At 32.7% G+C, this 14,843-nt stretch carries 15 protein-coding genes and 1 pseudogene; all 16 read right to left on the bottom strand.

Translation table 11 applies throughout. From position 1 onward, the window contains the following. Positions 1–17: 17 nt before the first annotated feature. The 16 genes and pseudogenes from atpG to AC3VI6_RS05990 all read right to left on the bottom strand — a co-directional run bounded on the left by atpG (position 18) and on the right by AC3VI6_RS05990 (position 14,843). Positions 18–878, bottom strand: a complete 861-nt coding sequence (gene atpG / locus AC3VI6_RS06065; RefSeq protein ID WP_497705518.1) for an ATP synthase F1 subunit gamma — start codon at positions 876–878, stop codon at positions 18–20. A gap of 74 nt (positions 879–952) precedes the next feature. Then, entirely contained in the window at positions 953–2,533 is a 1,581-nt protein-coding gene (gene atpA, locus AC3VI6_RS06060; RefSeq protein WP_435253991.1) for a F0F1 ATP synthase subunit alpha, read from the bottom strand. Positions 2,534–2,554: 21 nt separating this feature from the next. Continuing rightward, complete coding sequence (atpH, locus tag AC3VI6_RS06055; protein WP_497705517.1) at positions 2,555–3,112, bottom strand: ATP synthase F1 subunit delta; 558 nt, start codon at positions 3,110–3,112, stop codon at positions 2,555–2,557. A gap of 7 nt (positions 3,113–3,119) precedes the next feature. After that, positions 3,120–3,617: a F0F1 ATP synthase subunit B gene (locus tag AC3VI6_RS06050; RefSeq protein WP_298997342.1), complete on the bottom strand. Its 498-nt coding sequence runs from the start codon at positions 3,615–3,617 to the stop codon at positions 3,120–3,122. A gap of 88 nt (positions 3,618–3,705) precedes the next feature. Continuing rightward, entirely contained in the window at positions 3,706–3,894 is a 189-nt protein-coding gene (gene atpE / locus AC3VI6_RS06045) for an ATP synthase F0 subunit C (RefSeq protein WP_028891526.1), read from the bottom strand. Positions 3,895–3,939: 45 nt separating this feature from the next. After that, positions 3,940–5,061 (bottom strand): F0F1 ATP synthase subunit A, encoded by a 1,122-nt coding sequence (gene atpB / locus AC3VI6_RS06040; RefSeq protein WP_497706576.1) that lies wholly within the window; start codon positions 5,059–5,061, stop codon positions 3,940–3,942. Between the two features lie 124 nt (positions 5,062–5,185). Further along, a complete protein-coding gene (locus AC3VI6_RS06035) occupies positions 5,186–5,566 on the bottom strand; it encodes a DUF6168 family protein (RefSeq protein WP_497705516.1) in 381 nt (126 codons plus the stop codon). After that, complete coding sequence (locus AC3VI6_RS06030; protein WP_298997360.1) at positions 5,559–5,789, bottom strand: AtpZ/AtpI family protein; 231 nt, start codon at positions 5,787–5,789, stop codon at positions 5,559–5,561. The genes AC3VI6_RS06035 and AC3VI6_RS06030 overlap by 8 nt, the downstream gene beginning before the upstream one ends. After that, positions 5,758–6,165: a bactofilin family protein gene (locus AC3VI6_RS06025; RefSeq protein WP_497705515.1), complete on the bottom strand. Its 408-nt coding sequence runs from the start codon at positions 6,163–6,165 to the stop codon at positions 5,758–5,760. The genes AC3VI6_RS06030 and AC3VI6_RS06025 overlap by 32 nt, the downstream gene beginning before the upstream one ends. A gap of 20 nt (positions 6,166–6,185) precedes the next feature. After that, positions 6,186–8,420, bottom strand: coding sequence for a type IX secretion system periplasmic lipoprotein PorW/SprE (gene porW / locus AC3VI6_RS06020; protein ID WP_497705514.1), 2,235 nt, complete (start codon positions 8,418–8,420; stop codon positions 6,186–6,188). A 94-nt stretch (positions 8,421–8,514) separates the two neighbouring features. Beyond that, positions 8,515–9,210, bottom strand: coding sequence for an ABC transporter ATP-binding protein (locus AC3VI6_RS06015; RefSeq protein WP_274634290.1), 696 nt, complete (start codon positions 9,208–9,210; stop codon positions 8,515–8,517). 20 nt (positions 9,211–9,230) lie between these two features. Next, a complete protein-coding gene (locus AC3VI6_RS06010) occupies positions 9,231–10,703 on the bottom strand; it encodes a DUF5687 family protein (RefSeq protein WP_497705513.1) in 1,473 nt (490 codons plus the stop codon). 112 nt (positions 10,704–10,815) lie between these two features. Next, complete coding sequence (locus AC3VI6_RS06005) at positions 10,816–11,808, bottom strand: DUF4837 family protein (protein WP_497705512.1); 993 nt, start codon at positions 11,806–11,808, stop codon at positions 10,816–10,818. A 26-nt stretch (positions 11,809–11,834) separates the two neighbouring features. Then, positions 11,835–13,349, bottom strand: a complete 1,515-nt coding sequence (locus AC3VI6_RS06000; RefSeq protein WP_497705511.1) for a lytic transglycosylase domain-containing protein — start codon at positions 13,347–13,349, stop codon at positions 11,835–11,837. Between the two features lie 8 nt (positions 13,350–13,357). Next, positions 13,358–14,119 (bottom strand): exodeoxyribonuclease III, encoded by a 762-nt coding sequence (locus AC3VI6_RS05995; protein ID WP_408034403.1) that lies wholly within the window; start codon positions 14,117–14,119, stop codon positions 13,358–13,360. A 66-nt stretch (positions 14,120–14,185) separates the two neighbouring features. Next, a pseudogene (locus AC3VI6_RS05990) lies at positions 14,186–14,843 on the bottom strand (3-oxoacid CoA-transferase subunit B).

Genomic DNA, 14,843 nt, shown 5'->3' with positions numbered 1-14,843 from the left:
ATTCCGAGGTGTTTCTCTTAGTTATTTAAAGCTTCTGCTCCACCAACAATCTCTAAGATCTCGTTTGTAATAGCAGCTTGACGAGCTTTGTTATAAGTTAATAATAACTCATCACGTAATTCCGTAGCATTATCCGTTGCTTTGTGCATTGCAGTCATACGAGCACCGTGTTCGGCAGCAAATGAATCACGAATTGCTTTGTATAATTGTGTTTTTAATGACTTAGGAATTAACTCTAAAATAATTTCTTCTTTAGAAGGCTCAAAAATGTAATCTAAATTAGCATTAGCCTCACCTTCTACAGGTTGAATTGGTAAAAATTGCTCTACCTGTACAATTTGAGTAGCAGCATTTTTAAACCTGTTGTAAATGATTTCTATTTTGTCGTAAGAACCATCTACGAATAAATTCATTAACTTTTCAGCTACTTCAGCAACGTTTTCAAAAGTTAAGTCATCAAAAATGTCATTTCTATTTTCAACAACTGTATATTCTTTTGATAAAATATCGTTTCCTTTTTTACCAATCGTTAATAAATCAACAGTAGTATTGTTATATTTTTCATTGATTGTTTTAACTGTTTCTTTGATAACAGATGAGTTAAAACCACCACATAAACCTCTGTTAGAAGTTACAGTAACTAACAATACCTTATTTACTTCTCTTTCTGTTGAATATACGCCACCTGCATCGCTATCTAAAGTAGCGCTTAAGCTTTGTAATAATTCGGTAAGCTTAGATGAATACGGACGCATTGCTGTAATTGCATCTTGAGCCTTTTTCAACTTTGCTGCCGATACCATTTTCATGGCAGAGGTAATCTGCATTGTTGATTTAATCGAAGTAATTCTGTTACGTATTTCTTTTAAGTTTGCCATACTTTGTAGTATTTAGTATTGAGCACTGAGTATTGAGAAGTTTCATCTCAATACTCAATACTAAAGTCTTTTTATTAAGCTGAAAATTTAGCTGAAACTTCTTTAGCAGCTTCTGTTAAAGTATCGATTACTTCGTCAGTTAATTTTCCTGCTTTTAAAGTATCTAAAGTACCTCTGTGCTTAGCGTTTAAGTACTCTAAATAATCTCTTTCAAATTCTTTTACCTTTTCTACTGGTACATCTTTTAACAAGTTTTTAGAACCTGCATAAATGATAGCTACCTGATCTTCTACAGTAAAAGGATCGTTTTGAGCTTGCTTTAAGATTTCTACGTTACGCTTACCTTTTTCAATTACGTTCATTGTAGCAGCATCTAAATCAGAACCAAACTTAGCGAATGCTTCTAATTCACGATACTGAGCTTGATCTAACTTTAAAGTACCAGATACTTTCTTCATTGATTTAATCTGAGCGTTACCTCCTACACGTGATACAGAGATACCTACGTTAATCGCTGGACGAACCCCTGAGTTGAATAAATCTGACTCTAAGAAGATCTGACCATCAGTAATCGAAATTACGTTTGTAGGAATATATGCAGAAACGTCTCCAGCTTGAGTTTCAATAATTGGTAATGCCGTTAAAGATCCTCCACCTTTTACTTTACCTTTTAATGATTCTGGTAAGTCGTTCATTTCAGCAGCAATAGCATCGTCATTAATAACTTTTGCAGCACGCTCTAATAATCTTGAGTGTAAGTAGAATACATCCCCTGGATATGCCTCACGTCCTGGTGGTCTTCTTAATAATAAAGATACCTCACGGTAAGCTACTGCTTGTTTAGATAAATCATCATAAACAATTAAAGCTGGTCTACCAGTATCACGGAAATATTCTCCAATTGCAGCTCCTGCGAATGGTGCATATACCTGCATTGGTGCAGGATCAGATGCATTTGCAGCAACTATAGTTGTATATGCTAACGCTCCTTTTTCTTCTAACATGTTAGCAATAGCTGCTACTGTTGAAGCTTTTTGACCGATAGCTACGTAGATACAGTACACTGGTTGTCCTGCATCATAAAATTCTTTTTGATTTAAAATAGTATCAATAGCAACAGTTGATTTACCTGTTTGACGGTCTCCAATGATTAACTCACGTTGACCACGACCAACTGGAATCATTGCATCGATAGATTTGATACCTGTTTGCATTGGCTCAGTTACAGGCTCACGGAAGATAACTCCTGGTGCTTTACGCTCTAAAGGCATTTCGAAAGTTTCACCTTCGATTGGTCCTTTACCATCGATTGGTTGCCCTAAAGTGTTAACAACACGTCCTACAATTCCTTCTCCAGCTTTTAAAGAAGCAATTCTTTCTGTACGTTTTACAGTAGATCCTTCTCTTACTGAAGTAGAAGCTCCTAATAATACAACACCTGCATTATCTTCTTCTAAGTTTAATACGATACCTTCTAATCCGTTATCGAATTCTACTAATTCTCCATATTGTACGTTAGATAAACCGTAAACACGTGCAATACCATCACCTACTTGTAATACTGTCCCTACTTCGTTTAATGAAGCTTTAGACTCAAAATTTGTTAATTGTTCCTTTAAAATTGCTGATACTTCAGCTGGTTTAATTGCTGCCATCTTATTTCTTTTGATGTATAATTAAATTTTTGGAATGTAATGACCGTTGTCAAACTCTCTCCTTAACTCATTAAATTGATTAGAGATACTTGCATCGTACTGCACATCTCCAACACGTAAGATAAATCCTCCTAAAATCTCAGGATTTACTATATTTTCAATACTAGCGCTGTTTCCTGTTAAGGCAACAATCTTTGCTTGTATTTTATCTTCTAACTCTTTTGTTAAAGCTACCGCAGTAGTAACTTTAGCAACTTGCATGCTTTTATCAAAATCGTAAATTACTGAGTATTGTCTAGCAATAGACTCTAACATAATCATACGCTTATTTTCCTCTAATAAATTAAATAACCCTTTTACAATGTTATCTACTTTATCTCCAAAAAGTGCATTTAAAACTCTACGCTTATCTGCAGCTTTTATTACAGGACTTTTAAGCATAACATCTAAATCAGCGCTTTCGGCAATTGTATTAACGATTAACTTCATGTTATCGTTTACTAAAGTTTCATTTCCTGAACCTTTAGCTAAGTTTAAAACTGCTTTTGCGTAACGTAATGCTGCTCTTGCTTCTTTCATCTAGTGATTAGTTTAAAGTAACCTCTTCTAACATTCCTTCAACAAGCTTTAACTGATCGTCTTGTGAAGCTAATTCTTTTCTTACTACTTTTTGAGCGATTTCAATAGATAAGTTACCTACTGTTTTCTTTAACTCAGCGATAGCTGCTTGTTGCTCTTGTTTTATAGTAGCTTTTGCGTTATCAATCATTGCAGTAGTTTGCTCTTCTGCTTCTTGCTTAGCATCAGCTATAATTTTATCTTTAATTTCACGAGCTTCTTTCATCATTGCGTCTCTCTCTGCTCTTGCTTCTTTTAATAAACGCTCATTATCAGCTTGTAAATTTTGCATTTCCTTACGAGCGTTTTCTGCAGCATCTAAAGCTCCTTGAATTCCTTCTTCACGCTCATTTAACGCATTCAAAATAGGCTTCCATGCAAACTTTGCCATTATAAAGATTAACAAACATAAGATTACAAGTTGCATAAGAAACAACCCTATTGAAAAGTCATTAAATATTCCCATTATTATTTATTTTTTCGTGTTTTTGTTTAATTGTGTAAACAATTCCTGTAACCAACCGTTACAGGAATTTGTTTTTTTGTTTTGTAGCTTATCCTAAAAGTAAAGCACCGAATGCTAAACCTTCTAATAATGCTCCAATAATAATCATTGCAGTTTGGATTTTACCAGCTGCTTCTGGTTGACGAGCAATAGCTTCCATTGCACTACTACCGATTTTCCCTAATCCTAATCCTGCTCCGATTACGATTAATCCTGCTCCAACTAAATTAAGTGTCATAATAATTGATTTATATATAATTAAACAAATTTTTGATTCTAGTTCTTAATGATGATCATGCTCTTCTACAGCCATACCAATGAATAACGATGATAACATGGTAAAGATATAAGCTTGTAAAAAGGCTACTAATAATTCTATAATAGTTAAGAATAAAGTTAGGAAGAAAGAGATTCCTGTTGCCCCTGCTGTTCCAAACTTTGCTCTTAATAAAATCATCAATGCTGCGATACCCATTACTACAGAGTGACCTGCTGTGATGTTCGCAAATAAACGCACAAATAAAGAGAATGGTTTAGTTAACATACCTAATACCTCGATTGGCGCTAATACTATTTTCATTAATACTGGCACACCTGGCATCCAGAAGATATGTTTCCAATAATCTTTATTTCCGCTAAATTGCACAATAAAGAATGTGAATAAAGCTAAACAAACTGTTACTGCTATTTGACCTGTTACGTTAAATCCTAACGGAGTTAATCCTAATAAGTTTAATAACCAAATAAAGAAGAACACAGTTAATAAGAACCCCATAAATCTACGGTAATGCTTCTCTCCGATATTTGGACGCGCAATTTCGTCTCTTACATATAATACTAAAGGCTCTAATATACGTGCCGCACCTGTTGGAATTGGCCCTTTCTTGTATCCTGAAGCTAAACTTCTAAATCCGAAGAACATTAACAAACCTGCGAACAACATACCAAAAACACTTTTAGTAATAGATAAATCTAACACTTTTTGTGCATTTGTAGCGTGGTGTTCTTCATCAAAAGCAACCGCTTCTTCACCTGCATTTAACTCATATATTTTACTGTGAATTTTCGTTAACTTAACTCCATCTTTTTCTACGATAACAGCACCGTCATCATTATGATGAAATTCTGAAGACATAAAAACTCTTAATCCTTCGGTTGTCCAAACAATTACTGGTAACGGAAACCCAATGTGTTTACGTTCTCCTGCATCATTTGTATATGAAAACAAGCTAAAATCGTGAGAGTCTGCTAAGTGATGCTTAATGTAAGAGTCTATCGATTCTTTAGTGTTAACTCTACCATTATCGTTGGAAGTTGTATCGCCTCCTCCTGCAAATGCAGTTAACGATGAAAACACAAGTGTCAAAAGTGTTAAAAACTTGATAGTTCTGTTTGCTACCATCATACCTTTACTAAATATAGATTTTGGGTCTGTAAATTTCGCTGCAAAGGTACACATTTAATTAAAACTACAAACCCTTTTTTTGCTTAGTTTTAAAGAAGCCTATACCATACCTTAAACAGTTCATCTATTTGGCATTAAGTATTTTTGAAAGCGCTATAGTTTCAATAACTAAAAATACCATAATAGGAACCAACAAGGTGGCTTTTTCTGGAGTTGTTAATCCTGTCTCTGAAAAAATACTCTTTTGAAATAATAGGATAAAGATACCGAACTTCACCATCAACATTCCTAAATATAAATATCCTGTTTCATTGGGTAAATATCCTAACACCCATTCTATTAACGCATAAATTAAAATGGTTGCTATTACATTAAAACAATACACTTGTAACACCGAAAAAGAAAGTGTTACCCCTGCATTAGAAAGTAAAAAGCTGTTTAAAAAAAAGCCTCCTATCCCTAAAGTTAGTATGATAGAAGAAAATAGTAGTATTCGTTTACCCATTATTATCGGTTATCTTAATTACTTGGCGTATTACAGAATATATGGCACCAAAAACCGCTGCAAGTGTACAAATTTTTGTGTAAAGTTCACTATCGTTAGGGTATTTTTGGTCTAACCATTCACCTAGTAAACTTCCTACGTAAATGGTTAAACCCATTTGAAGTGCGATTCCTGTGAATCGTATGTATTTATTAAGCGGATTTTTCTTTGAGTCCTTGCTCATTTTTGTTCAATTCTTTTACCGCTCCTTTCATGGCACATGTTGCGTTAAACTCTGCTCCTGGCTCTACAGAAAGCTTTCCTATAACAACATCTCCATTAATGTTTGCTGTTGATTTTACGGTAAGCACGTTTGAAACTAATAATTCACCTGAAAATTTTCCTTCAATATCAGCATCAGTACATTCTACTTTTCCTTTAATAAGACCTGAACCTCCAATAATTACTCTACCATTGGTAACTATGGTTCCTTCTAAAGAACCGTCAATTCTAAAATCTCCTTCTGAAATGATTTCTCCAGTAATTTTAGTGTTTTGTCCTATGATATTTCTTTCTGCAACTTTGTTTTCTCCGGATTTTTTATTCTCTTTACCAAACATATTAGGGGAATTTAAGGGATTTATGTTTTATTTAATTGTTCTATGATTTCTTTTGCTTTTTTACCTTCTTCGGTAGTTGCATAACTAACCGCAACAAACTCTAACTCTTTTTTATAGGTTTCTTTATTTTGATATTTACCTATTGCTAGGGCTTTTAGGAGTGCGAATTTAGGAATTAAATTTGAATTTTGTAGTGAAGAAGAAAAATTATCTATCTCATTAACAGCTTCTTCAAATTTATTTTCTTTATACAAATAGTAAACTTCTTTATACTTGTTTAAAATTTCATCTTCTTTTTTCTCCGTTACTAACTTTACGTCAGGGTTTTTAATTATTTGAGCAAACGTTGTTTCAGGATACTTTTGTAAAATGATATTTTTATACTCATTAGATTTTGCTATATCTCCTTGTTCTTTATAAACTTGATATAAGTGATAGCTTATTGGTAATTCTAACTTATCATCTGTACTTACTTCTCTTAAGCGTTCTAAATTCTTAATGGCTAGTGCATGATTTATAAACTGCTCTTTGTAAATCAACCCTAATTGATACAATGCCTCATTACGTTCCAAAACTAAATTTGTAATTACTTGTTCGTCGGTTGGAATCGCATCTAGATAGGTTGAAAGCTCATATCTTGGATTAACTTTTGTTCCTTCTGCATTTGCTGATGTGTTCTCGACAGTATTTATTGACTTATCTGACAATCTCCAGTTATCTTCTAAAGGGCGTGTTCCCCATATTTTTTGAAACTCTCCTCTTCCAAAATTAAGAGCTTGTGTATTGTAGAAATACCATTTTCCTTTATTTGCTACACTATTTATTGAAGCACCACCTCCAAAACTATTTCCGAAGTTTTGCGCATTTAACAACCGCTGTTGTTTTTCTTCGTCTTCTTTTTTAATTTTTTCTATATAGCTTTCAAAAAAAGAAGTTCTTTCATCGGGAGTCATAGCTACTAATTGAAGAATACTGTCGTTGTTCTTCACTGTTTCTTCGTATTGTCTTAAAGTAGTAAGTCCTTTATTTTTTCTTCGGATTTTTCGGATTCTTTTTTCTTGATCAAATTCTTTAGAAACCACCTGCATTACACTATCGTAATACGAACCTGCTAGTAGATAATCTTCTTTTTCAAAAGCCATATCTGCCAAACGTTCGTAGGCATACGTTTTTTGATAGTTATTATTATGCTTTGCTTGTAGTGATTTTTTATAGTACTCAACTGCTTTTTCAGAGTTATTTCTTCCTTCTTCTAAAACTCCTGCTTGATAATACAGTGCGTTTAAAAACTTACGATTATCTGTATTCTTTATGAGTTTTTTCATTCTTGCCAACACTACTATAGATGCTGAATCGTTCGGAGTATTTTTAGCATATTCTATTTCTGCTCTAATACGGAATCTATCTGGTGCTTTTCTACTTTCTGCTAGTTTTTTAAACACCATTCGAGCAGAATCTTTTCTATCTAATTCACTATACACTTGCCCTAAAACAAACATGTTTCGCGCTGTTTGTTCTTTATTGTAATTTGTTGTAGTGGCTAATTTTAAGTAATCTACTACTTTTTGAATCGTATCTGTTTGCTCATACGCCATTGCCATAGCTGTATAGGCTTGCTCTTTAGTCGATTTACCGATCTTTTCCGTTTCGTCTAAAACATCTAATAATAATCGTAATGTTTGAATCGCTCTTTTTTCATTTCCTAGACGAATGTTTGCCTTAGCTCTCCAAATTCTGGTTTCGTAGTTCAAGTTTGCTTTAGGGTAGTTAACTATAACGTAGTTAAACGCCTCTAACGCTGGAATAAATCTCTGTGTGTAGTATCTTGATTTTCCTAAAAGAAGATAAGCATCATCTATTTGACTATTTTTTTCGTACCCATTAATGTTCATTGAATGGGTTTGAATTGCTTTTACAGCTTTCTCTTCTGCTTTTTCAAAAGGAGTAAGATTTTTATTCTCTTCGTCTTCTTCTCCAGTATTAAAACCTGTACCTGGAGTTAGTACTTTAGTATCTATTGTACTCTCATCAAACGTAATAGGTTCAATTTGTAAACGTTTCCAAAAGTTATCTTCATGTTTTTCTTGAATTTCTTCAAGGCCTTTTAAATACGCTTGTTCTCCATTAAAAAGCACATTGTATTTGGTGGTAACAGCATGGTAACTTCTATTTAAAAAAGCGTCCTTTTTAACACTACACGAATATACGATAGCTGCTAAAACACTGAATACTATTATTTTGCCCCCTTTTTTCATAAAATAAAGCTTTTACTGTACAACAACGTTATAATTGTCTTTTTTGTACGTAAAAAGGTAAAAATAATAATTATAAGGTGATTTTAACCCTATTTTAAATAGAAAAATAGCTTTCTAACTCTTGTAATGTTTCTTGTGATGTGTGAATGTCTTTTACTAAGTTTCCTTTATCTAAAACTACTATGCGCTCACAAACTTCGGTAACATGACTTAAATCGTGGCTAGAAATTAACACGGTTACCTCGTTATTTTCAGTTAATTTTTTAATTAGCTTTTTTAATCTGATTTGAGTGGTTGGATCTAAATTTGCAAAAGGTTCATCTAAAATTACTACTTGAGGATTCCCCATCATTGCAGCAACAATACCTACTTTTTTCTGGTTTCCTTTACTTAAGCTTCGTAAGTATTTTTTCTTCCCTAAGATTTCACCATTAAAAAATTCTTCAAACTGAGTTAAGAAACCTTGTATATCGGCTTTGTTCATTCCGCGTAAATCTCCTACAAAATCAAAATATTCTTCAGGAGTTAAATAACCTATTAAAAAAGATTCATCGATAAACGATCCTGTAAAGGTTTTCCAATCTTCACTTTTATTCACTACTACTTGATTATTTACAATTTCTCCAGTCGTAGGTCGAATCAAATCTAACAACAAGTTAAACAACGTAGTTTTTCCTGCTCCGTTATTTCCTACCAATCCAAAAGATTGTCCGCTAGGAATTTCTATATTTTCAAGGTTTAAAACTTGTGCTGTTCCGTAGGTTTTTGAAATATTTTGTATTGAAATCATTTTAGTTCTTTTAAGGTTGGTTATGATTTTTGGCTAAATGCGTGTATTGCAGCATATTTATTTTTAATGTATCTCTTTTCTATCCTATTCATAAAGTAATTTTTGAACACTAAGGCAATTGCTCCTGTTATAGCAATTGCTAAAACACCAGAATTGAATCCTACAAACTTGTTAAAAATCCAAAATAAGAACATTGGAACCCCCATAATAGGAATGATAATTAAAAACTGTGTTGCACTAGTTCCTTGATAGTTTGAAAATCCACTTTTATTTAAGTCGATTCGTTTTTTATTGAACGCTCCTGCAAATAGTAAAAACAATGAGTTGAATCCGATATTAAAAATAGCTCCAGCTGTAATCATCAAAAAGATGTCTAATCCATAAAAATATAAATATGGAATGCTTAAAAGATATAATCCTGCCGATACCACAACCATTAAGTACCATTTACTTTCTAAAAACTTTCGATAACGAATATTTTGACTCATAAGCATCTTATAATATTCACTATCCCAAGCAGGAATAAATTGCCCATAATTAAGTGTAAAACCTCCGGTAATAAATATTGCTGCAAAGACTAAAAAAGCAGGCATTTTTTCTCGATAGGTGTCTTGTCCAAAGAAAATAGCTCCGTAAAAAAGAAACAAAAAAGACATAAAAAATACTGTTTTAGTACGTTTGTTTCTCCAGATTTGTCGGATGTCGTTTTTTATAAATGGCGCTACATCTCCTAACCTATCAATAAAAGACAGATCAGTAGTACTAGCTACTTCTTCTTTACTTTTAATCGCGTCATCTAAATATACTTTACTTCGTAAGAATTTAAAGTTCAAATAATACAATCCTGCAAGCAAAAACACTCCTAAAAGAGCAACTATTGGATTGTTATATACTGATTGAAAAACTGGTGCAAAAAACTCAGTAATGTTGAATATTTCGTATTTGTTTACCAAAAACAATAGTGCTAAAACAGCAACCATTATTCCTAGTGCATAGTTATTTTTGTTAATTAAAAAATTAAGATAGTTAGCGCTTAATACTAGTGTAATCATTAAAAGCAACCATCCTACAACTCCCAAAGCGTTATAACCTTGTCCTATTAGTACTATTGAAAAAGGAACATAAAAAAACAACGGCATGAAGTTGAAAAACGAAAAGGCTGATTTGCCTAATACAAAATGTACTAACTTTTCCTTTCTTATGGGTAATCCAAGAAATGGTTTAATATTCAGCACAGGAAGTTTTTGCATTAAATAGCGAAAAATTAAATCGGCTACTAACAAGAAAATGATAATTCCATTTACAAAAAACAAAGGGTCTGTATTCGGATATTCTTTTTTAATAAAAAAATAGCCTCCTAAACCTATCATTAAAAAAGACGCTAACATATACAAGGCAAAAAAGCCCATGATAATTTTTAGTGCAATACTTTTCCCAAAATAAGAGGAGCGAAAAAATTGTTTCCACTCAAGTTTTAAAAAATGTGCAATCATTTGGTTACTAATTTGGTTGATTATTTTATAAGTCTATCATCCCTGAATTTTGTTACATAAAAAAAGCATCAATTTTTAAATTGATGCTTTACTTAGTCTTTGTTAGTCGGGGCTATTTTATTGTTAACGACTTTCCGATTGCTTCTAGTTCAAAAATAAAATCTCTTTTATTTACAGAGGGTGCATAAGTAAATCCTTCAAAAACAATTACTCGGTTGTGCTCTTTATCAACTATAGTATAATTAATAAAAGGCCCTGCCATAAAATCATTTTTCACTTCCCATTTACCTCTAGTTTCATAGGCTTTTTTTCCATCTATTTCTGCATCATACGTAAACGGTGTATAGGCTTGTTCAGTAATCATGTACATTCCTTCTTTGCTTCCAGGAATGTATTTTTCACCTATAACATCTCTCATATTGGTGATATTATCTGCAACTTTAGCTTCGTCTTCTAGCGGATAACTGTATACTAATATATTATTCGATCCGTCTCCTCTAGCAATTCCACTTTTTAAGTGTTGACGTAACCATAAAAATTCACCTGTATCTTCAACTAAATTATACCTTTCAGGAATTGTAATTGTAACACCTAAATCTTTAATTGTTTTAAATTTACTCTCGTCTAATTTTTCTTTATTGAAAATTCTTTGAATAAATTTAACATCTTCATCTTTAAATAATTGCAAGATTTCTTTTCCTCTATTTCGGATTAAATTTACAATACCTTCTTTATCTTTTGCTGTTGCATAAACTAATATTTGAGGCTGTGCGTATTTGTTTTTTTCAACTACTATTTTCTCATTTTCTCCTTCTCTAACTATTAAAACAGCCTTTGCATTCCTTATAAAACCTTTGTAGCCTACAGGATCTATTTGACTTACAGATAATAATGTTTCTGGTTGCGGTAAACCCACTTGATGCTCTCCAAAAGTAGTACGGATTTCATCTCCAATTCTTCCTTCCCAATCAACTCCTTTTATAACTACCAAAATTTTATTGGTGTTACCTGTTGATGTGGGTAAAACATGATTATTTTTTCCTCCTTCTGTTTTACATGATATTGATATAAAAATCAATACAAAAAAGGTTAATAGTTTATTCATAGTTGATAGCGTTTAAATAATTGGTTTTAACTTTTAAAAATTTTAAGCTTCATTCCTGGCTTTAAACTTTTAGCACCCCAAATATTGTTCCATTTTTTAATTTCTTCAATAGAAACTGTAGGATATTTTTTAGAAATTGTCCATAAAGAATCTCCAGACTTAACAACATAAACCTCATGCTTGCCTTTTGGAGTTGCTACTTTCTTTTGTGAAACCTCTTTTGGAATTGCCATTTTCTTCGGATAAATACTTAATCGCTGGCCTATTTTTAAATGATGGGTTCGTAAACCATTCCATCTTTTAATATCGCTAACTCGTACACCAAACTTATTCGCTATTTTTCCTAAATAATCTCCACTTCGTACTTTGTAACGAATACGTTTATCCATTTCAAAGTACTTAGGTAATGGTTTTTCTCTTTTCGCATCATCTTCGTTAGCCAATGCGTAAATTTCTTCTTCCTTTTCTAAGAACTCAATCATATCTCTTCGAGGTAATCGAACAGCATAATTCTTTTCTTTTACATATGGAATGATATCTAGCTTGTAAGACGGATTTAAAAATGATAATAAATCAGAATTAATACCTGTTTTCTCTGAAATTTGATCAAAACTAATAGTTCTCTTTACACGGATTGTATCTGTTTCAAAATTGAAGATTTTAGGTGCGTCTGGATAAATATGATGTTTATCTGCATACTCAAAAATATACATTGTCGCATAAAATGCAGGAACGTAGCCTGCTGTTTCTGTAGGTAAAAACGGACGAATATTCCAATAATTCTTATACCCACCAGAACGTTTTATTGCTTTTGATACATTTCCAGGTCCTGAATTATACGCAGCTAAAGCTAAATCCCAATCACCAAAAATTTTATATAATTGACTTAAGTATTGACATGCTGCAATGGTAGATTTTACAGGATCTTGGCGTTCATCTACATACGAATTTACTTTTAAATCAAACTGAACACCTGTTCCGTACATAAACTGCCATAAACCGGTAGCTCCTACCCAAGAACGGGCATCTGGACGAAGCGCAGATTCAACAATTGCCAAATACTTCATTTCTAGAGGAATGTCGTACTGGTCTAAATATCGCTCAAACATTGGAAAGTAATATTGAGCACGCGCCATTAAAGCTGGATAGTATTTCTTTCTATATTTTAAATAGCTGTTAATTACTTTTTCTAACGCAGGATTGTACTCTAAATGAAAAGGAGTTTTTACATTTAAATCGTGTAATCTTTTCTTTAACAATTCTGTAGTAAGTATTGTTGTTGAATTACCTAAAATATCTTTATCGTTAATAACATATTGAATACTGTCAAACAACGAAGAATTAAATTTTTCTTCTACCAACAAACTATCAATCATTTTTAAATCCTTTGTAGAAAATAACTCTTGATTTTGTATTGGATTTATAGAATCATTTACCATCAGCTCAACGTTAATACTGTCTTTAGCCACTAAAAGACTATCTGCAGGTTGTTGTGCTATTATGGATGTTGTAAAAAGTAGTAGTAATAGTAGTTTTTTCATTTTGGGTTTTATAAATCTAATTCAACTGCAATCGGACAGTGGTCTGAATGCTTCGCTTCTGGTAAAATATATGCTCTTGAAATTTTATCTTTCAATGGTTCAGTTACCATATTGTAATCAATACGCCAACCTTTGTTATTCGCTCTGGCATTTGCGCGATAACTCCACCATGAATACTCTTGTTTTTCTGGATGTATGTGACGGAAACTATCAATAAAACCACTATTTATAAATTTTCCTAACCACTCACGTTCTTCAGGTAAAAACCCTGAAACACCTTTCATTTTTGGGTTATGAATATCTATTTCTTCATGACAAATATTATAATCTCCACAAATAACTAAATTCGGAATTTCCTTTCTTAACTCAGTAGCATACTCAAGAATTTCATCCATATAATTGAACTTATAATCTAATCGATCACTGTTCGTTCCTGAAGGTAAGTACATACTCATTACAGATACCTCATCAAAATCTACACGAAGGTTTCTTCCTTCAAAATCCATTGATTCGATTCCTGTTCCGTACTCTACATGATTTGGTTCTTCTTTACAGAAAATAGCCACAGATGAATATCCTTTTTTTTCTGCTGAAAACCAATAGTGATATGGATATCCTGCATTTTCAAACTCTGTTACATCTAACTGCTCTTTATGTGCTTTTGTTTCTTGAATACAGATTACATCAGGATTTGCAGCTTGAAGCCAATCGATAAATCCTTTTTTAAGTGCTGCTCGTATTCCGTTTACGTTGTATGAAATTATTTTCATCTATTTATTTAAAATACAAAAACGTAAAGCTTAATGCTTTACGTCTTTTTTTATCCTATAATTTTGTTAAAAGTTCATCTCAGGAATATCTCCTTCGACTACTAAAGTACCTTCAGTGGCTGCTTGAATTTCTTCAACAGAAACTCCTGGAGCTCTTTCTAACAAGTAAAATTTATTGTCTTTAATTTCTAATACCGCTAAATTGGTTACAATCTTTGTTACACAACCTACACCCGTTAATGGCAACGAGCATTTCTTTAACAATTTAGATTCTCCTGCTTTATTGGTATGCATCATTGCTACGATAATATTATCTGCAGAAGCTACTAAATCCATTGCTCCTCCCATTCCTTTTACCATTTTTCCTGGTATTTTCCAGTTGGCAATATCTCCATTTTGAGCCACTTCCATCGCCCCTAAAACGGTTAGTTGTACGTGTTGCCCACGGATCATTGAAAAACTAGTTGCAGAATCAAAAATAGACCCTCCATCTAACACAGTCACCGTTTGTTTTCCTGCGTTAATTAAATCGGCATCTTCAGTTCCTTCAACAGGGAAAGTTCCCCATTCCTAACAAACCATTTTCTGATTGAAACTCAACTTCAATTCCTTCAGGAATATAGTTTGCAACTAACGTAGGAATACCAATTCCTAAATTAACATACCATTTGTTTTGTAATTCTTTAGCTATTCTTTGTGCTATTTGTTCTTTGCTTAATGCCAT

The organism is Tenacibaculum sp. TB-56 (assembly GCF_059716275.2).
Note: the sequence above shows the minus strand (reverse complement) of the source record. Positions and strands in the feature narration are given on the sequence as shown.

What these genes read in the sequence shown, in the direction of transcription:
- atpH (WP_497705517.1), bottom strand. Translation starts at nt 3,112, where the DNA reads ATGAAAGAAGCAAGAGCAGCATTACGTTACGCAAAAGCAGTTTTAAAC.
- AC3VI6_RS06000 (WP_497705511.1), bottom strand. Translation starts at nt 13,349, where the DNA reads ATGAAAAAACTACTATTACTACTACTTTTTACAACATCCATAATAGCA.
- atpA (WP_435253991.1), bottom strand. Translation starts at nt 2,533, where the DNA reads ATGGCAGCAATTAAACCAGCTGAAGTATCAGCAATTTTAAAGGAACAA.
- atpG (WP_497705518.1), bottom strand. Translation starts at nt 878, where the DNA reads ATGGCAAACTTAAAAGAAATACGTAACAGAATTACTTCGATTAAATCA.
- porW (WP_497705514.1), bottom strand. Translation starts at nt 8,420, where the DNA reads ATGAAAAAAGGGGGCAAAATAATAGTATTCAGTGTTTTAGCAGCTATC.
- AC3VI6_RS06015 (WP_274634290.1), bottom strand. Translation starts at nt 9,210, where the DNA reads ATGATTTCAATACAAAATATTTCAAAAACCTACGGAACAGCACAAGTT.
- atpB (WP_497706576.1), bottom strand. Translation starts at nt 5,061, where the DNA reads ATGATGGTAGCAAACAGAACTATCAAGTTTTTAACACTTTTGACACTT.
- AC3VI6_RS06010 (WP_497705513.1), bottom strand. Translation starts at nt 10,703, where the DNA reads ATGATTGCACATTTTTTAAAACTTGAGTGGAAACAATTTTTTCGCTCC.
- AC3VI6_RS06025 (WP_497705515.1), bottom strand. Translation starts at nt 6,165, where the DNA reads ATGTTTGGTAAAGAGAATAAAAAATCCGGAGAAAACAAAGTTGCAGAA.
- atpE (WP_028891526.1), bottom strand. Translation starts at nt 3,894, where the DNA reads ATGACACTTAATTTAGTTGGAGCAGGATTAATCGTAATCGGAGCAGGA.
- AC3VI6_RS06050 (WP_298997342.1), bottom strand. Translation starts at nt 3,617, where the DNA reads ATGGGAATATTTAATGACTTTTCAATAGGGTTGTTTCTTATGCAACTT.
- AC3VI6_RS06035 (WP_497705516.1), bottom strand. Translation starts at nt 5,566, where the DNA reads ATGGGTAAACGAATACTACTATTTTCTTCTATCATACTAACTTTAGGG.
- AC3VI6_RS06030 (WP_298997360.1), bottom strand. Translation starts at nt 5,789, where the DNA reads ATGAGCAAGGACTCAAAGAAAAATCCGCTTAATAAATACATACGATTC.
- AC3VI6_RS05995 (WP_408034403.1), bottom strand. Translation starts at nt 14,119, where the DNA reads ATGAAAATAATTTCATACAACGTAAACGGAATACGAGCAGCACTTAAA.
- AC3VI6_RS06005 (WP_497705512.1), bottom strand. Translation starts at nt 11,808, where the DNA reads ATGAATAAACTATTAACCTTTTTTGTATTGATTTTTATATCAATATCA.